Source organism: Streptomyces sp. WAC07094 (genome assembly GCF_036320405.1).
Taxonomy (GTDB): domain Bacteria; phylum Actinomycetota; class Actinomycetes; order Streptomycetales; family Streptomycetaceae; genus Streptomyces; species Streptomyces lannensis.
Map to the genome: position 1 here is coordinate 776912 of NZ_JAVMJZ010000001.1, position 17537 is coordinate 794448.

General features: G+C 71.6%; 12 protein-coding genes and 1 pseudogene. 6 read left to right on the forward strand and 7 right to left on the reverse strand.

Annotated features, from left to right (window positions below):
* Window positions 1-31: 31 nt before the first annotated feature.
* From RCR19_RS03485 to RCR19_RS03495, 3 genes are all read right to left on the reverse strand, one after another.
* Window positions 32-1489, reverse strand: coding sequence for an aldehyde dehydrogenase family protein (locus tag RCR19_RS03485; protein WP_331263704.1), 1458 nt, complete (start codon window positions 1487-1489; stop codon window positions 32-34).
* A gap of 168 nt (window positions 1490-1657) precedes the next feature.
* Window positions 1658-1954, reverse strand: a complete 297-nt coding sequence (locus tag RCR19_RS03490; protein WP_331263705.1) for a hypothetical protein — start codon at window positions 1952-1954, stop codon at window positions 1658-1660.
* A 539-nt stretch (window positions 1955-2493) separates the two neighbouring features.
* Window positions 2494-3153 carry a TetR/AcrR family transcriptional regulator gene (locus RCR19_RS03495; RefSeq protein WP_331263706.1) on the reverse strand — a complete coding sequence of 220 codons (660 nt, stop codon included), beginning with the start codon at window positions 3151-3153 and terminating at the stop codon, window positions 2494-2496.
* A 218-nt stretch (window positions 3154-3371) separates the two neighbouring features.
* Here RCR19_RS03495 and RCR19_RS03500 point away from each other — a divergent pair, with 218 nt between their 5' ends.
* Window positions 3372-4619, forward strand: coding sequence for a YncE family protein (locus tag RCR19_RS03500; RefSeq protein WP_331263707.1), 1248 nt, complete (start codon window positions 3372-3374; stop codon window positions 4617-4619).
* A 104-nt stretch (window positions 4620-4723) separates the two neighbouring features.
* Here the strand turns inward: RCR19_RS03500 and RCR19_RS03505 are convergent, their stop codons facing one another.
* Complete coding sequence (locus RCR19_RS03505; RefSeq protein ID WP_331263708.1) at window positions 4724-6712, reverse strand: translation factor GTPase family protein; 1989 nt, start codon at window positions 6710-6712, stop codon at window positions 4724-4726.
* Between the two features lie 507 nt (window positions 6713-7219).
* On the opposite strand from RCR19_RS03505, the gene RCR19_RS03510 reads away from it, so the two are divergent.
* Window positions 7220-8338: an XdhC/CoxI family protein gene (locus tag RCR19_RS03510; protein WP_331263709.1), complete on the forward strand. Its 1119-nt coding sequence runs from the start codon at window positions 7220-7222 to the stop codon at window positions 8336-8338.
* 112 nt (window positions 8339-8450) lie between these two features.
* On the opposite strand, the gene RCR19_RS03515 is transcribed toward RCR19_RS03510, so the two are convergent.
* Together RCR19_RS03515 and RCR19_RS03520 are read right to left on the reverse strand one after the other, a co-directional pair.
* Entirely contained in the window at window positions 8451-8972 is a 522-nt protein-coding gene (locus RCR19_RS03515) for a metallophosphoesterase (protein WP_331263710.1), read from the reverse strand.
* A 40-nt stretch (window positions 8973-9012) separates the two neighbouring features.
* The gene (locus tag RCR19_RS03520) at window positions 9013-11463 is read right to left on the reverse strand and encodes a SpoIIE family protein phosphatase (RefSeq protein ID WP_331263711.1); all 2451 of its coding nucleotides are present in this window, start codon (window positions 11461-11463) and stop codon (window positions 9013-9015) included.
* A gap of 156 nt (window positions 11464-11619) precedes the next feature.
* Between RCR19_RS03520 and RCR19_RS03525 the strand changes: the two genes are divergently transcribed.
* Window positions 11620-12582 (forward strand): helix-turn-helix transcriptional regulator, encoded by a 963-nt coding sequence (locus RCR19_RS03525; protein WP_331263712.1) that lies wholly within the window; start codon window positions 11620-11622, stop codon window positions 12580-12582.
* A 203-nt stretch (window positions 12583-12785) separates the two neighbouring features.
* Window positions 12786-14842 (forward strand): annotated as a pseudogene (locus tag RCR19_RS03530) (SpoIIE family protein phosphatase).
* An 85-nt stretch (window positions 14843-14927) separates the two neighbouring features.
* On the opposite strand, the gene RCR19_RS03535 reads toward RCR19_RS03530, so the two are convergent.
* Window positions 14928-16214, reverse strand: coding sequence for a S1 family peptidase (locus tag RCR19_RS03535; protein WP_331263713.1), 1287 nt, complete (start codon window positions 16212-16214; stop codon window positions 14928-14930).
* 190 nt (window positions 16215-16404) lie between these two features.
* On the opposite strand from RCR19_RS03535, the gene RCR19_RS03540 reads away from it, so the two are divergent.
* The gene (locus RCR19_RS03540) at window positions 16405-16812 is read left to right on the forward strand and encodes a PaaI family thioesterase (protein WP_331263714.1); all 408 of its coding nucleotides are present in this window, start codon (window positions 16405-16407) and stop codon (window positions 16810-16812) included.
* A 487-nt stretch (window positions 16813-17299) separates the two neighbouring features.
* Window positions 17300-17515 carry a hypothetical protein gene (locus tag RCR19_RS03545; RefSeq protein WP_059128011.1) on the forward strand — a complete coding sequence of 72 codons (216 nt, stop codon included), beginning with the start codon at window positions 17300-17302 and terminating at the stop codon, window positions 17513-17515.
* The last annotated feature ends 22 nt before the right edge of the window (window positions 17516-17537 follow it).

Here is a 17537-nt window from a genome sequence, read left to right on the forward strand (position 1 = left end):
AACGCCCGGACGCCGCCGTCCGGTCGCCCCGTCAGAAGGGGTAGTGCGCATGCTGGGTGGCGACGGTGACCCAGCGGGTGTTGGAGAACGCCTCGATACCCCACCGCCCACCGAAACGGCCGTAGCCCGACGCCCGCACCCCGCCGAAGGGAGCCTGGGGCTCGTCGGCCACCGACTGGTCGTTGACGTGCACGATGCCGGTGCGGACCCGACGCGCGACGGCCAGTCCATGGGTGGCGTTCTCGGTGATGATGCCGCAGGTCAGCCCGTTTTCGGTGTCGTTGGCGAGGGCGACGGCGGTGTCGTCGTCGGCGAACGTCGCCACCACGCACACGGGGCCGAAGGACTCGGTGCGGTACAGGTCCGCGTCCTGCGGTACGCCGATGAGGACGGTGGCGGGGTGCACCGCGCCCTCGGGCTCGCCGCCGACGAGGACCGTGGCCCCCTTGCCCACGGCGTCCTTCACCAGCCCGGCCACCCGCTGCGCGGCCTGCGCGCTCACCAGCGGACCGATCACGGTGTGCGGATGCGCGGGGTCGCCGGACCGCAGCGAGGCGGTCTTCTCGACGAACTTCCGGGTGAACTCCTCGGCGAGCGACTCGTGGACGAGGATACGGTCGCCGGACATGCAGATCTGGCCGGCGTTCAGGAACACACCGAAGGTCACCGCGTCGACGGCGTAGTCCACGTCCGCGTCGTCCAGCACGAGGACCGCGTTCTTGCCGCCCAACTCCAGGACGGCGGGCTTGAGATGCCGTGCCGCGAGCTCGCCGATGATGCGCCCGACCCCTGTGGAACCCGTGAAGTTCACCGCGCGCACCCGCTCGTCGGCCATCAGCGCCTGCGCGATCGCCGCGGCGTCCTCACGGGCGTTGGTGACCACGTTCAGCACCCCGTCGGGCAGTCCGGCCTCGCGCAGGATGTCGGCGATCAGCAGTCCGCACGCGATCGGCGCGTCCTCACTCGGCTTGACGACCACCGTGTTTCCCGCGGCGAGCGGGGCCGCGACGGCCCGGACACCGAGGATGACCGGCGCGTTCCAGGGAGCGAACGCCGCGACCACTCCGAGCGGTTCACGCACCGCCAGCCCGAGCACCCCCTCCTCCTGCGCACTGAGCACCTCACCGCGCGGCGCGGTGATCGCGGCCGCGGCCTCGCGCAGGATGTTGGCGCCCAGACCCACGTTGAAGAGGGCCCACGGCAGGGTGGCACCGGCCTCGTGGGCCATGATCTCGGCCACCTGCTCGCTCCGGGCGTCCAGCAGATCGGCCGCCTTCAGGAAGATCGCGCGGCGGGCGAAGGGGGCGAGCGCCGCCCATTCCGGGAATGCCGCGTCCGCGGCGTCCACCGCCCGTTTCACGTCCTCTGGGCCGGCCGCGGCGAGCGTCGCGTACACCTCGCCGGTGTAGGGGGCGACGTCGACGGTGGTGCGGCCGGACGCGGCGGGTACATCCTTGCCGCCGATGAGGAGTTCACGGGTGACAGGCATGACGGCTTCCTTCGGTACGTGGCCGGGACGGTGCGCGGAGGACCGAACCTTGTTCGTCTGGTGAAATGTCATTCACTGATCTGCTGCGATGCTCCGGCCGGCCCCCGCGAATGTCAAGGCCCCCGGCATGCACAGCCGGGGGCCTTGGGTCCTCGTCCCGGGGTCGCTCTAGGAGGCGACGTCCGACACCAGTCCCGTCACGGGCGCGACCTTGGCGGTGGCCTGCCGGACCGGCTGGATGTCGTTGACACGGTTCAGTTCCCCGAGCTGCCTCGACGGCAGCGGGACGTCTTCCTTGTACTGCTCCGGGACCTCGCTGTGGGAGAGCGAGTCGAGCATGGTGACCGGGTTCAGCCTGCTCGCGTCCGAGTTGTCGGCGGGGGCCGCGCTGGCCATCGGTACCGCAAGGCCCGTGACCCCGATGGCGAGCCCGACCGCGGCGACGATACGTCGTGTTGAGATCATGCATTCAGCAACGGGACGGGACACCGGGCGGTCACGGGACCGGCCCCGCCCTCACTCGACAGGCGCACAGCTCCCGCTGCGCTTGCCGGGGACCCCGCGCCGGGGGAGGCTCGAAGAAGAGGCCCCGCGGCCCGCCGGGCCCGGCCTTCGAAGGAGGTCTCCATGGCCACCGCGGCAGGCACCGCCGCCGACACCCGCACCGCGCGCCGCAGTTCCCCGTCGACGCCGCCCGACGACAGGCTCGCCGGGCAGCTCCCCGTCGAGGCATGGGACGGCTAGGCGGGCAGCGCCGTCTGAAGGTCCGGATCAGCTCCCGGCTCTCCTGGACCTTCTCGGCAGGGGCCGAACTCGGCGGCCGGGGCCGACGCCTGCCCCCGCCCTCGGCGTGCGCGGCAGGCCTGCGCGCCTCCGCCGCCCTGGTGCGGGCGGCACTGCGGGCGGGCCGTCCACGCCCCTGCCCCCCGGCGGCCCGCGCCGCCCGAAGGCGGCGCCCCGGGCGCCGATGAGCCCCCGCGCCCGGAAGCGGTCACCCGGTCTCCTCAAACACCCGGGAGCCATCCACCCGGCCGCAGGATCGCGAGCAGTTGCCGGACCAACTCGTCCACGATCTCGTCAAGGGTCGCGTCCACCCAGCCTGCCCGCCAGTCGTGCAGCAGACCGTTGACGCTGCCGATGAACGCCGTGGCCGCGATCCGGTAGTCGCGCGGGGCCGCCTCTCCCCGCGCTGCAGCGTCGGCGGCCTCGGCGCAGATGAAGTCCACCCATCGGGAACGGCGTTCGAGCCGCTGCTCCTCCAGCCCGGGGCTGACCCCGATGATCTCGACGAAGGTGATGCGGATCCGGCGCGGATCACAGGTGACGTTCGCCGCGTAGGCCCGGAAGACCGCGGTGGCGCGCTCGGCGAGCGGCAGGTCACGGGCCTCGGCGAGGGCGGCGGAGGCTGCGGTCTCCGCCCAGTCGTTGACCTGGAGGTGCAGGGCGGCCAGCACGTCCTCCAGGGTGCGGAACTCCTCGTAGAACTGGCGCGTCGACAGACCCGCCGCCTCGCTCAGCCCGGCGACCGTCGTGCTCCGGAAACCGGGGCTGTCGCCGAAGAGCTGAAGCGCGGCGTCCAGGAACCTCCGGCGCCGCTCGGCCCGCCGCTCCTCGGCGGACCTGCCCCCGTAGCGGCCCGTCGGCTGCCTGAGCCTGCCTGCCACGCGTATCCCTCACCTTTCGTCGGCCAGTTCGACGGTCGGCCAATTTTGTCCTGCACGGAGTCTTGTGGAGGGGTCCGACTCTTCCTTACTTTCCAGTAAGTCAATCTGAACGCAAGCGTATTCAGATTCGCGGGCCGCAACCCGGCGGTTCCGCCGGACTGCACGATCCGGCTTGTCATGTCCTCATCACGGCTGACCACCACAGACAGGGACCCGCCATGTCCGTCCTCCGATCCCGCCACCTCTTCTCCCTCGCCGCCGCCCTCGCCCTGACCGCGGGCACCACGGCGACCGCTGTCGCGCAGGACACCGCCGCCGCCCTGCGCGAGGTGATGTTCGTGGGCAACAACTGGGACGGCACCGCCGACGTCATCGAGTCCACCGGCGACTTCGCCCGGCTCGGCCGTGTCGACGTGATCCCCGACAAGGCGCAGCGCATGGCGGAGATCAACGCCGACCCGATCAAGTGGATCTACTTCATGGCCATCCGCAACAGCGTCGGCGAGGGCCACGACCAGTTCGTCGACGACATGTACTCGACTCCGGACGGGAGATCGATGGTCGTCTCCCGGCCGAGCTTCGCCGACGTCGTGTCGATCGACCTGACCACCGGCAGGATCAACTGGCGCCACCCCGTGGCCGGTTACCGCGCCGACCACATGGCGGTCTCGCCCGACGGCACCCGCGTCGCCGTTTCGGCCTCCACCGCCGGCAAGGTGCAGGTGCTGGACATCGTCACCGGCCGGGGACTGGGCGAGTTCACCACCGGGGACAAGCCGCACGAGAACATCTTCACCAAGGACGGCAAGTACATCTGGAACATGGCCATCGGCGAGGTCAACACGGCGCTCGACGACCCCGTCTGGGACTGGACGAAGGGCGACCGCCACATCACGGTCGTGGACGCCACCACGTTCAAGCAGGTCAAGACCCTCGACATGCGCGGCAGGCTGGACGCGATCGGGCTGAAGGACTTCTCCGACGCGGTGCGTCCGGCCGTCTTCAGCCCCGACGAGTCCACGCTCTACTTCCAGGTGTCGTTCTTCAACGGGTTCCTGGAGTACGACCTGGCGGCCGACAGGATCACCCGGGTGAAGACCCTGCCGAAGAACCCGGCGACCAGCCCGGATCGCACCACATGGGTCAACGACTCGCGCCATCACGGCATATCGATGAATCCCTCCGGCACCAAGCTGTGCGTCGCGGGGACGATGGACGACTACGCCACCGTCGTGGACCGCACCACGCTCCAGGAAGGTCCGCTGGTGAGCGCGTCCAAGCCCTACTGGGCGACCGTCAGCGGTGACGGCAGGGACTGCATCGTCTCGGAGAGCGGCGCCGACCGGGTCACCGCGATCGACTTCGCGACCGGCGAGAAGGTCGCCTCGGTGCAGGTCGGCGACCATCCGCAGCGGGTACGCCTGGCGCACGTCCCCGAGGGATGGACGGGCCCGTCCGCCGGCTGACCGCCCTCCGCCACGGTTCCGTCCGTGCCGCGCGCGGCACGGCGCGGACGGAACCGTGCCCCGTCGGGACCTGCGCCCGGCAAGGTTGCGGGCCCGAGCCGTACTCAGCCACCGACCCGGCGGCTCACCTTCAGCAGATACTCCTTGCGGTTCAGCGGATTGTGGTCCGTGCGCGGCCGCTCGGGGATCGATCCGCCCGGCACCGGCGCGTAGTGCCCGAAGACGCTCTCCAATTCGCCCTCACCCCGCGTCAGGCCCGGCAGTTGCTGCTCCAGGGTGTGCACCCACGCCGCGGGGACCGCGCCCTCGAGGACGCAGACGGAACCTCGCGTCTCGGTCGTCCGTGGCACCGCCCGCACCGCGGCGAGCACCGGCAGCAGCGCGCCGAGCGTGTCCGCCGGGGCCTCGATACGGAAGCTGTGCATCGGCTCGTGCACCCGGGTGCCCGCGCGGCGCAGCGCCTCGATCAGTACCAATGGCGTCAGGCCCCGGAAGTCCGCTCCGGTACTCGACATGCTCTTGTCGAAACCCTGGTGGGCATGGCTCTGCCGGGGCGAGTAGCCGGAGTGGGTCATCGTGACCGTGCAGTCGGTGACCTCCCAGCCGTGCAGCCCCTGCCCGAGCACCTCCCGCGCGGTGTCCTCGACGGCCTTGAAGAACGCGTACGGCATCGAACCCAGCTCCACCTCCAGGCGGAAGTCCACGCCGCCGCCCGGCGGAGCGGGGTCGACACGCAGACCGACCGTGGCGAGGAACGGGTTCGGGTCCCTCTTGTTGAACTCCACGGCAGCTCCGGTGCCCACCGGCCGCTCGATACACAGCGGGGTCGTCTCCCGGAAGGTGACGTCCAGGGCGAACTCATCGGCGAGCGTGGCCTGGACGACCTCCTTCTGCACCTCGCCGTAGAGGGACACCGAGGTCTCCTGACGCACCTCGTCGTGTCTGAGGTCGATCAGCGGGTCCTGCTCGGCCAACCGGACGAGCGCCAGATGCAGGGCCCCTCTGTCGACACCCGGCCCCGGTACGACCACGGTCTCCAGCGTCGGTGGCGCGAAGAAGCGCTCCCGCGCATGCCGCCGCACGCCGATGTCGTCGCCGATCCGGACGTCGGAGAGCCCCCACAGCCTGCCGATGCGACCGGCCGGCACGGCGTCCTCACGCACATCGGTACCTCGGTCGAAGACGCTGATGGAAGTGACCCGCCCCTCGGGACGGCCGTCGCCGAAAGGGACCCGGTCGCGGACACGGAGCGTTCCCGAGAACATCCGCGCATAGGCCACCTTCTCCCCCGCCGGTCCCCGCTCGACCTTGAAGACCGTGCCGGAGAGGGGCCCCGCGGGGTCGCCCTCGGCGGCCGGAAGCAGGTGCTTGACGCCTTCGATCAGCTGCGGCACCCCGGCGCCCGTGATGGCCGAACCGAAGAACACCGGATGCGCCCGGGCACGCCGGGTCTGCTCCAGAAGTGCGGTGTGCAACCGGTCGTAGGACACCGTGTCCTCCACGTACGCGGACAGCAGCTCGTCGTCGTGTTCGGCGAGGACGTCGAGCAGCCGCCCCGTGAAGGCGGGGTCGTCGGCGTCGTACGGAGTGACGTGCGCGGTCCGCGTGCCGATCCGGTCCGGCCGCCCCATGGGAAGGACCGACGGGGTCAGCCTGCGGGCCAGCGCCTCGAGTGTGCGGCCGTGCTGCGCGCCGCCGCGGTCGATCTTGTTGATGAACACGAGCGTGGGGATGCGCAACCGCCGCAGGGTCCGCATCAGCACGCGTGTCTGCGCCTGCACGCCCTCCACGGCCGACACGACCAGCACCGCACCGTCGAGCACACTCAGCACCCGCTCCACCTCGGCGATGAAGTCCGGGTGACCCGGGGTGTCGATCAGGTTGACGGTGACGTCGTCCAGCGTGAAGGAGACGACGGCCGACTTGATGGTGATGCCGCGCTGCCTCTCCAGCGCGAGCGAGTCGGTCAGGGTGCTGCCGTCATCGACGCTGCCGATTTCGTCGATCACCCCGGCCGTGTACAGGAGCCGCTCGGTGAGGCTCGTCTTACCGGCGTCTACATGCGCCAGGATTCCCAGGTTCAGCGTGTGCACGAAGCGTCATGTCCTTCGGAATGGGGCTGGTTCCTTGCTGGCTGGACATGGACGCTGTGCGCATTTCGGCTCCTATGGGTCGACGATTCCTCACGCGCAGTGGATCAGCGACCCCTTGGGCACGGCAAAGGATTAAGCGTCAACCAATTCCGTCTCCGTCCGCTCAACCGCACCCGGCCCGCGGTCACGGACCGCATCCTGATCCGTCCACTGCGCACTCGCCGCGCCCGCGTGCCCCCCTCGACCGGGTGCCGCCGTCGGACGGCCGGGAAGGCGACCGGCCCACGGTTGCCGGGGCCCCGGGACCGCCGACTACACCGGCTTTCGCACCGGGTGACACCGGTCCGGGCGGCTCGAGGCCCGCCCCGGGGGGCCATGTCGCCGGCGGCCGGTATGGCGGTGGCGCCGACGAGCGTGGACGCTGTTGTCGAGGGAATGATTCCGGCCACGCCGGAACGCCTGGCCGCGGTGGTGAGAGGAGCGGAAGCGTGATCGAGGGAACGCGCGATGCGTGAGATCCTCCCGGCGCTGCACCGGTGGTACACGACGGGATCCCCTTTCGGGCTGGCCACGGTCGTGGCCGTGAGCCGCAGCGCGCCTCGCGGGCCGGGGGCGGCGATGGCCGTCGGTCCCGGGGACGAGGTGGTCGGCAGCGTCTCGGGCGGCTGTGTCGAGGGGGCGGTGTTCGAACTCGCCCGGGAGGTCGTCGAATCGGGCGAGATGCGTGTGGAGACCTTCGGCTACAGCGACGAGGACGCGTTCGCCGTGGGGCTCACCTGCGGCGGGGAGATCACTTTGCTGGTGCGCCGGGTGACACCGGCGGAGGACGTCTCGTTCGGGGCGATGGCCGAGTCGGTGGCGGCCGGTCGACCGGTCACCGTCGCCACGGTGGTCGACGGCCCCGCACCGCGCGGTGCCACCCTCGCCGTATGGCCCGACGAGGTGTCGGGGTCGCTCGGCTCGAGCGGTCTGGACGCCGCCGTCACCGCCGACGCGCGCGGCGGACTCGCACTCGGTGCCACCGGCCGGCGGCACTACGGCCGGCACGGCGAACGACGCGAGGACGCCGTCACGGTCTTTCTGCACTCCTTCGCGCCACCGCCGCGGATGCTGGTCTTCGGCGCCATCGACTACGCGGCCGCGGTGGCCCGTATCGGCGACTTCCTCGGCTACCGGGTCACGGTCTGCGACGCCCGTCCGGTGTTCGCCACCGCGAAGCGGTTCCCGGAGGGTGCGGAGGTCGTCGTGGACTGGCCGCACCGGTATCTGCACGGCACCGCCACCGACGACCGCACGGTGATCTGCGTGCTGACCCACGACCCGAAGTTCGACGTGCCGCTGCTGGAGGAGGCACTGCGCAGGCCGGCCGCGTACATCGGCGCGATGGGCAGCCGCCGCACCCACGACGACCGGATGAAACGGCTGACCGAGGCAGGACTGACGGAGGCCGAACTCGCCCGGCTGCGCTCGCCCATCGGCCTGGATCTCGGGGCGCGCACCCCCGAGGAGGTGGCGGTGTCGGTGGCCGCCGAGATCGTCGCACTGCGGTGGGGCGGCAGCGGAGGACCGCTGGCGGCGACCTCGGGGGCTATCCATCCGAACCGGGTGCGCTGCGAGTCGCTGTAGTGGCCGTCCCACGGCGACGGACACGGCGGCGCCCTCGTCGTGGCGGTCCCGGGCGTGGCCATGCCTACGACGGTCCGGGTGCGCACGCCCCGTCGGGTGTGACGAGCCGGGCTCAGGCCCGCGTGGTCCTGCCGGCGCGTGGCGGCAGCCGGTGCAGCACCACGTCCGTCAGCTCACCGCCGGACGCCGTCGCGGTCAGGTAGGTGCAGTGCGGCTGACGCCGGCGGTCGGTCGGGGAGCCCGGGTTGAGCAGACGCAGCCCGGTGTCCGTGACGGAGTCCCACGGGATGTGGCTGTGACCGAAGACCAGCACGTCGAGGTCGGGGAAGCGCTCGGCACACCGGCGCTCCCTGCCCCGGGCGCCGCCCGTCTCGTGGACCACGCCGAGGCGCAGACCGCCGAGTTCGGCACGCGCCACCTCGGGGAGCCGGGCGCGCAGTTCCGCCCCGTCGTTGTTTCCGTGGACGCCGATCAGCCGCGCGGACCGGCTCTCCAGCAGGTCGAGAGTGGCGACGTCCACCCAGTCGCCGGCGTGGATCACGACGTCGGCGCGCGGCAGTTCGGCGACCAGTTCCGGGGGAAGCTCCCTGGCCCGCTTGGGCAGGTGGGTGTCGGACATCAGCAGCAGACGCACCACGTCAGGGTGTCACGACGCCGGGCCCCGGGCCTCCGGGTCAGGGGCGTGCCGACGGCCCCTCCTCCAGGAACACATCCGCCCACACCTGCTTGCCGCCGCTGACGGGGACGGTCCCCCACGCCGCCGACATGGCCTCGACGAGGAGGATGCCGCGGCCGCCCGTCGCCTCCCAGCCGATGCTCGTCGGCTTGATGGGCGTACGCGCCGAGTTGTCCGAGACCGCGATGCGCAGCCGGTGGTTGAAGAGGGTGAGGTGAAGGCGGACCGGACCGCCGGTGTGGACCAGTGCGTTGGTGACGAGTTCGGAGACGACGAGGAGCACCACGTCGACGTCCTGGGTGACGCCCCAGGTGCGCAGGGTGCGCCGGGTGAAGCGGCGCGCGTGCCGGACCGCCTCCGGGACACGCCACACCGTCCAGCTCTCGCGCTGCGGGCGCGCCTCCATGCCGTCGTAGCGCACCAGCAGCAGCGCGACGTCGTCACTGCGGTTCGCACCGGCGAGGAGGGCGTCCGCGACCAGCCCGAGGTGGCCCGGATCGGAGGCGGACAGCTCGTCGGCCAGCCGCGCGAGACCGACCTCGATGTCGACGGCGGCAGACTCGACCAGGCCGTCCGTGGTCAGCGCGAGGACCGTGCCCGGCTGCAGCCGCAGCGGGCTCATCGGGAAGTCGGCGCGTTCGACGACGCCGAGGGGCGGACCGCCCTCCGACTCGGCGATCTCCGTGCGGCCGTCCGGATACCTCAGTACGGGTGCGAGGTGACCGGCGCGGACACACCAGGCGGAGCCCTCCTCCATGTCGACGTCGACGTAGCAGCAGGTGGCGAACAGATCGGACTCCATGTCCACGAGGAGCCGATTGGCGTGCGAGACGACGACGTCCGGGGGGTGGCCCTCGACCGCGTACGCCCGCAGCGCTGTGCGCATCTGGCCCATCAGCGTGGCGGCGCCGGCGTTGTGCCCCTGGACGTCGCCGATGACGAACGCGACGTGGTTGTCGGTCAGCGGGATGACGTCGTACCAGTCTCCGCCGAGCTCGAGACCCGCGGTGGTGGGCAGATAGCGGGCGACGGCGACCGCGCCGGGCAGCCGGGGCAGGCGGCGAGGCAGAAGGGCACGTTGAAGCATGCCGATCAGTTCGTGCTCGGCGTCGAAGGCGTGGGCGCGCACCAGCGCCTGCCCGGCCAGACCCGCCACCGCGGTGAGCAGAGCACGTTCGTCGGGTGCGAAGTCGTGCGGCTCGTCCCAGCCGATCAGGCAGGCGCCGGCCGTACTGCCTCCGGCGGTCAGCGGCAGCACGGCGAGGCCGCCGGGACCCACGTCCGCGAGCGCGGGCTCCAGTTCGGAGCCGGCGGGCCAGACCGCGGCGCGGCCCTCGCTCAGCGCCGCGGCGAGCGTGGGCATCGCCCGCACCGGTGCGTCGGGCCACTCCGAACGCCACTCGGTCCGCCACAGCTCCGGCCACGCCTCCGGTTCGGGCGGGTCGAGCACGGTCACCACGAGCCGGTCGCCCTCCAGCTCGGCGAGGGCGACGCGGTCGGCCCGCAGCGGTTTGCGCAGGGCGGACACCACGGCCCGGCCGACGTCACGGACGGTGCCCGCGGTGGCGAGGGCCGCGGCGAGCCGCTGGATGCGGGTGACGTCGCTGACGGCGGGGCGCAGCTTGGAGGCGTCAGCGACCGTTCCCACCAGCCGTGCCGGGTGGCCCTGCCCGGCGGGCAGCAGCCGCCCGCGCAACCGCAGCCACTTGGGCTCGCCGGACGGCTGGAGGATGCGGAACTCCAGTTCCCGGTCGCCGATGGACATGTGGTCGGCCTCCACCACGGACATCAACGAGGGCAGATCGTCCGGCACGGTCCGGGAGAGCAGGGTCTCGACCCTGCCGTCGAACTCCTCGGGCTCGATGCCGAACAGGCGCAGCATTTCGTCGTCGACCTCGACCCGGCCGCTTTCCACCGTGAGGCTGAAAAAGCCGGCCGACAGCTCCTTGGCCTGGTCCTCGGCGGGAACGGGACCGGTGACGGCCTCGGCCAGAAGGCGGAGACATTCACGTTCCTCGGCGTCGAACCCCCCCAGGGCGTCACCGACGGCGACCAGGCACCCGCCTTCCCGCAACGGCAGGGCCGCGAGCGAGAAGTCTCTGACGGGGAGCCGCTGCGCGGCAGGACAGCGGGCCAGGTCCTCGGCGGTCAGCCATACGGGCCGTCCGGAGCGGTGCGCGTCCGCCGCGGGGCCACCGGCGGACAGGGGGTAGACGTCACGGAGTCCGTACAGCGCGCGCGGTACGCCGACGGACTCGGTGAGGCACAACCGGTCCCCGTCGGCCGCCGGGACGTAGACGGCCGCCAGCGTCGCTCCGGCGAAGACGAGCGCCTGTTCCAGCGTGCGGCGCAGGCGCTCGCGCGGATCGAGGTCCGCGCTGAGGGTCTTGAGGGCAAGTTCGGCACGGAGTGTTCTCGTTCTGCGTCCCGCAGCGCCGTCACTGCCCATTCGGCCATTACAGCGCTTTGCAGACGCTCGCGCAGCCCCTGTGAAGGTGCCGATCCCACGTGTCGGTGGTGCGGAGCGCCGCGCGCCCCACCGCCTGCCGGTTCCTGGGAGTGACAGGGCCACCCAGGAATCCGGGACCGGCCATACGGTGGTCATATGAACGGCACGAACGCGCTCGGCGACTTCCTGCGCGCCCGGCGGGCCCTGATCCGGCCCGAGGACGCGGGTATCGCAGGTGGCGGACTGCGCCGGGTGCCGGGTCTGCGCCGCGAGGAGGTCGCCTTGCTCGCCGGCATCAGCTCCGACTACTACCTGAGGCTCGAACAGGGGCGCGATCGCCATCCCTCCGTCCAGGTCCTCCAGGCGCTCGCCCGGGTGCTGCAGCTGGACGACGACGCGACCGCGCACCTGATCGGTCTGACACAGCCCGGCGGATCCGGCTCCCGCAGAAGGACCACGCGGTCCGAGAAGGTCCCCCTGAGCATCCGTCAGCTCATCGACGGCTGGACGGGCAATCCGGCGTACGTCCAGAACAGGTTCACCGACGTCCTCGCGGTCAACGCACTGGCCGCCGCCCTCTCCCCCGCCTACGCGCCCGGTGTCAACCTGCTGCGGGCCGTCTTCCTCGACCCGGCCGAGCAGGCCCTGCGCCGTGACTGGGAGGAGGCGACCGCCGAAGGCGTCGCGAGTCTGCGCGCCCACGCCGGTGCCGACGTCGACGACCCACGGCTGGTGGAGTTGGTGGGCGAGCTGTCGGTGCGCAGTGAGCGCTTCCGCCTGCTGTGGGGCCGGCACGACGTGCGGCCGCGCCGCAGCCGGCTCAGCAGGCTGAACCATCCTCAGGTCGGCGATCTGGAACTGCACTCGAACAAGTTCGAGGTCGGCGGTACGGACGGGCTCACGCTCGTCGTCTTCCACCCCGAGCCCGGCAGCCGCAGCGCCGAACTGCTGGCGCTGCTGGCGAGTCTGCACGCCTCCGGCGAGCGACCGGAGCGGCAGGGCGCGCCGGGAACCGCTGCGGGCACGGCCCTCGGTGCGGCCTCCGCCGGGAGCCGGGGTGCCGAGGATGCCGCACCGCGCACACGTCCTTCCGGCCGGCACGCCTCTGACGGAGGGTGACCGGTCATGAGCGGCGCGAGTCCGATCCCCGGCCTGTGGGCGTCCGTGATCACGGCCGCCCCCCGGGAGGGCCTTGACCCCGGGGTCCCGTAGGGCGGCCGAACGAGGAGGTGGTCGGCGTGCCCCAGCGGCAGGCGCCGACACGGGAACCCACCGTCCTGGCGCCGGTGGTGCGGCCACTGCTGTCGTCGGCCCTGGCCGCCATGCTGGACGACGTGCACGCGCACTCGGGCGCCGTGTATCTGCTGGCCCCCGACGAGCCCGTCCTGGAGATGGCGGTCAAGGCGGGACTGCCCCGCGCGTTCACCGCTCCCTGGGAGCGCGTCGGCCTCTCCGCACCGCTCCCTGTCGCCCAGGCCTCAGGGAGCTGCGGCTGATCTGGGTGAACGGCGAGGAGCAGATGGCCGCCCGCTTCCCGCGTATCGCCGTGGTGCTGCCCTATCCCTTCGCCCTGGCCGCCCTGCCGGTGGCGACACCGGGCACCGTGTACGGCGCGATCTATGTGACCTGGCCCGGTTCCCGTCCGCCGGAGCTCGCCGAGTGGGAGCGCGAGCATCTGACCGCCGCCTGCGAACGGCTGGCGTGGCGCCTGGAGCGGGTGGACGCCGGAAATCTGCCGCTCGGCCCCGATCCCGGCCGGCTCACCACCCGGCGCACCGCGCTCGCCGGGGGCACCGCCGGTTCCGCCGAGGCGGCCCGGATGGCGGCACGCCTGCCGCACGGGCTGTGCGCGCTCGACCTGCACGGAAGCATCTCCTACATGAACCCGGCCGCCGCCGAGATGCTCGGCGTACCGGCCGGCGCCCTGATCGGCTCCCCGTTGTGGGCCGCGGTGCCCTGGCTCAACGATCCGATGTACGAGGACCGTTACCGGGCTGCACTGATCAGCGGGCAAGTGACCTCGTTCGTGGCGCTCCGTCCCCCGGGCGACTGGCTCTCCTTCCGTCTGAACCCGGGCAGCGACGGGCTGAGCGTGCGTATCGCCCGGGCCCGCCCGCTCGCCGGGACGGGCCACACCGCCGGCATGCCGGCCCGGGGCACCGCGCGCCTGGTGACGATCTCGCACCTGCTGAACCTCGCCACCGCGCTCACCGAGACGGTGGGGGTGCAGGACGTGGTCAAGCTCGTCGCGGACCAGATAGCGCCCGCCGTCGGCTGCAAGGCCCTGGTCATCCTCGGCTCGCACGGCGGGCGGCTGCATGTGCTCGGCCACCGCGGCTACCCGGACGAGTACGTCATCGAGCGCTGGCACGGTGTTCCACTGAGCGAACAGATCCCCGGGACCCATGTGCTGACCACCGGAGTGCCCGCCTTCTTCGACTCCTGGCAGCAGCTCGAGCGTCTGTACCCCAAACGGCAGGGGACCCAGGACGGGATGGCTTCATGGGCGTTCCTCCCCCTGATCGCCTCCGGCCGTCCGGTGGGCACATGTGTGCTCGCGTACGCCGAACCCCATCCCTTCCCGGCCGACGAGCGGGCGGTGCTCACAAGCCTGTGCGGACTGATCGCGCAGGCCCTGGAGCGGGCCCTGCTGTACGACGCCAAACAGCAGCTGGCGCAGGGGTTGCAGGCGGCGCTGCTGCCGCACTCCCTGCCGTCGCTGCCCGGCATCGAGGCGGCCGCCCGGTATCTGCCCGCCACCCTGGGCATGGAGATCGGGGGCGACTTCTACGACCTGGTGCCCACCGGTGTACGGGCGGCCGCTGTGCTCGGGGACGTACAGGGGCACAACGTGACGGCGGCGGGACTGATGGGGCAGATCCGTACGGCCGTCCGCGCCTACACGACCGTCGGACAGCCACCGGCCGCGGTGATGGGCAGCACCAACCGGCTGCTGATCGACCTCGGTGTGGAGTTGTTGGCGAGCTGTGTGTATCTGCGGCTCGACCCCGGGCCCGGGCGGGTCGTCATGGCGAGGGCGGGGCATCCGCCTCCGCTGCTGCGCCGGCCCGACGGGCAGGTCCGGGTGCTCGATCTGGCGGGTGGGCCGCTGCTCGGGATCGAGGCGGAGGCCAGTTATCCGACGTCCGAGTTCGCCCTGCCTCCGGGATCGGTGCTGGCCCTGTACACCGACGGGCTGATCGAGTCCCCGGGCGTGGACATCGAGGACGCGCTGGCGGAACTGGGGGAACTGCTCGCGCTGTACGGCGACGAGCCCTTGGAGGCGCTGGCCGACCAGTTGGTGCGGGACACCGCCACGGCGGTGGAGCGCCCGGACGATGTCGCTCTGCTCCTCCTGCGGGCGGTGAGGCCCGTCTGACACGGACCGCGCGCCGGTCCGGCCCTCCCTCCGGAGGGCCGGACCGTTTGTCGCCCGGACGGGACCCGAGTCGTGTCCCCGTAGGTCAGTGGCCCGCCTCGGGCGCCTGGCCGCCGCCCGCCCCGGGGTTCTCCGTCCGGCCGGACAGATCGGCTCCGCCGGCCGACGGATCGCCGGCGCCTGCCTGGTCACCGGGGTCCTCGGTGTTGCCGGGGTCCACACTCCGATCGCCCGAGCCGGCCGCGTCACCCGCGCCGAGCGTCGCGCCGGTCGCCTGGAGCGCCGTGGTCACCGGCTGGAAGAACGTCTCGCCACCGGACGTGCAGTCACCGCTGCCGCCCGAGGTCAGTCCGACCGCACTGCCGTCCTGGGTGAACAGGGAACCGCCGCTGTCACCCGGCTCCGCGCAGACGTCGGTCTGGATGAGACCGGTGACCGTGCCCTCCGGGTAGTTCACGGTGGCGTCGAGACCGGTGACGGTGCCGTCGTGCAGACCGGTGGTGCTGCCCATCCGGAAGACCTGCTGGCCCACCGCGGCGTCCGCGGCCTGGTTGATCCGGACCGTCTGCCCGTTGCCGGCGTCGACCTCGCTCGGCGCCTGGGTGGCGGGGTCGTCGTACTTCACGAGCGAGAAGTCGCCGTCGCCGGGGAAGGTCGCCTGGTCGACGGTGGCGATGGGTTGGCCGCCCGCACTGTCCGACCACTGGGCAGCGGCCACACCGCAGTGCCCGGCGGTCAGGAAGGCCGGACTGCCGTCGCTCGCGGTGACGTTGAAGCCGAGGGAGCAGCGGACGGTTCCGCCGTTCTCCTGGGCGAAGATGGCGTCGCCACCCGACACGAACGTCTTGAACGCGCCCTCCGACCTCTTGATGGTGGCCACGCCCGAGCCGAGGCTCTTCACCGTCGACTCCAGAGTGTTCCACCTGTTGCCGGTGACGGTGCTGTCGGCGGTGACCCGGATCTCGTTGGTCCTCGGGTCGACGGACCAGGCCGTGCCGGGGATGGTCGCCCGGCTCCTGAGCGTCCCGGCGGCCGCCCGGAGCGTGGAGGTGCTGTTCTGCACCTGGTTGGGGACGGCTCCCGCGTTCTTGACCGTACTGACGGCGTTGCTGTCGTTACCGACGACGTTGACGACGATCTGCTGCTTGTCCGCGTTGTAGTACGAGCCCGCGAAGGCATCACCGAGTTGTGAGGCCAGCCGCCCGGCGAGGTCCGGTACGTCGTTCGCCCCGAACGTCCTGGGGGCGGTGTCGCCGGACGGGTCCGTCTGTGACGCGTTGGCGTTGGGCAGCAGAAGGGCCGCAGCTCCGAGCGCCGCCACGCTGCCCGCCGCTATCGCGGCCTTGCGCTTGGGTATGCGTTTGTGACTCAACTCTCGACCTCCTGGGACGGGGTGCGTAGCCGCCGTCCGGCAGCTGACCGGGGCGCCTGGATGCCTGTTGATACGCACGCGTCACATGAGGTGTTCAACCGTCGCCGCAACTGGCCGAGTTGGCGTATGCAAAATGTGAAATAGGTGGCAAACGCGTCTGCCGGAGGCCGGCGGCGGGCAGGAATCACGTATGACACCTGCCGAGGCCGACAAGCTCCTCTCCGACAACTTCGCCCCCTGGGTGCTCGAACTGGGCCTGACGGTCGAGGAGCTGGACGACCGGCGGGCCGTCCTGCGGCTGCCGTGGTCCGCGCGGCTCGCCCGGGAGGGCGGGGGCATGTCGGGGCAAGCGCTGATGGCGGCCGCCGACACGGCGACCGTCATCGCCGTGTCGGCGGCGCGCGGCGGTTTCGTTCCGATGACGACGGTGCAGCAGTCCACCAGCTTCCAGCGCGCGGTCACGGACGCGGACGTTCTGGTGGAGGCGGTCCTCGGCAAGCTCGGACGGCGCATGGCGTTCGCCGACATCACGATGACCGCGGAGGGTTCGACGGAGTTCGCGGCACGGGCGAGCACTGTGTACGCACTGCTCGGGTGAGCGCACGGAAAGTCACCGCGACATCCGAAGTGCGCACGCTGGGCCATCATCCGGTGACCGTCCGTCTCCGATTCCGAACGGAATCCCACTTTCAGGGAATCTGCACAGCGAATGCGCAACCAGGTCACCGCACACGAGGGATCTGCACACCCGCGCGCCGGTGACCGCGCCATTGGAGCGGACTGTCCCATTCGGTTCCGGGGCGGCAAGGGACTTTTTCGCGACGAACCCGCGCAGCATGTGAAGAAGTCGCCGCCAAGACGTGCGCAAGCCTGCACGGATTGCCGAATCCGCCCGCCAATTGCCCTGGTGAGAGCGGTGGTTGAGTGGAATCGCCGCGCACCGGCGTGCTTTGATCCATTGCACCGCGGGACCGCCGAAGAGCCCGGCGACGGGTCCACGCCCCCGCGGGTCCGCGGCCGTTCGCCTTTCCCCAGAGGCGGGCCGCTCTCCCCTTATGAGTACCCATATGAAGGGAAGTTCCCACATGAACTCCACCCCCCAGGTTGAGACCGCCGAGATCTCGGACGCCGAGCTCGACGCCGTTTCCGGTGGTCTGCAGCTGAACGCCGTCGGCACCGTCACCGGCCTGGTGGACGGCGTCGCCCCGGTTTCCGGCCTGGTCGGTACGGCTGTCGGCACCGTCGAGGGTGTCACCGGCCTGAACACCTCCCCGGTCACCCAGCTGGTCGCCGGCCTCTGATCGCACTTCTGTGCCGTTGAGT

Excerpts from the sequence above, each read along its gene's own strand:
- RCR19_RS03485 (WP_331263704.1), bottom strand. The coding sequence starts at position 1,489 with ATGCCTGTCACCCGTGAACTCCTCATCGGCGGCAAGGATGTACCCGCC.
- RCR19_RS03490 (WP_331263705.1), bottom strand. The coding sequence starts at position 1,954 with ATGATCTCAACACGACGTATCGTCGCCGCGGTCGGGCTCGCCATCGGG.
- RCR19_RS03500 (WP_331263707.1), top strand. The coding sequence starts at position 3,372 with ATGTCCGTCCTCCGATCCCGCCACCTCTTCTCCCTCGCCGCCGCCCTC.
- RCR19_RS03510 (WP_331263709.1), top strand. The coding sequence starts at position 7,220 with ATGCGTGAGATCCTCCCGGCGCTGCACCGGTGGTACACGACGGGATCC.
- RCR19_RS03520 (WP_331263711.1), bottom strand. The coding sequence starts at position 11,463 with ATGGGCAGTGACGGCGCTGCGGGACGCAGAACGAGAACACTCCGTGCC.
- RCR19_RS03525 (WP_331263712.1), top strand. The coding sequence starts at position 11,620 with ATGAACGGCACGAACGCGCTCGGCGACTTCCTGCGCGCCCGGCGGGCC.
- RCR19_RS03540 (WP_331263714.1), top strand. The coding sequence starts at position 16,405 with ATGACACCTGCCGAGGCCGACAAGCTCCTCTCCGACAACTTCGCCCCC.
- RCR19_RS03545 (WP_059128011.1), top strand. The coding sequence starts at position 17,300 with ATGAACTCCACCCCCCAGGTTGAGACCGCCGAGATCTCGGACGCCGAG.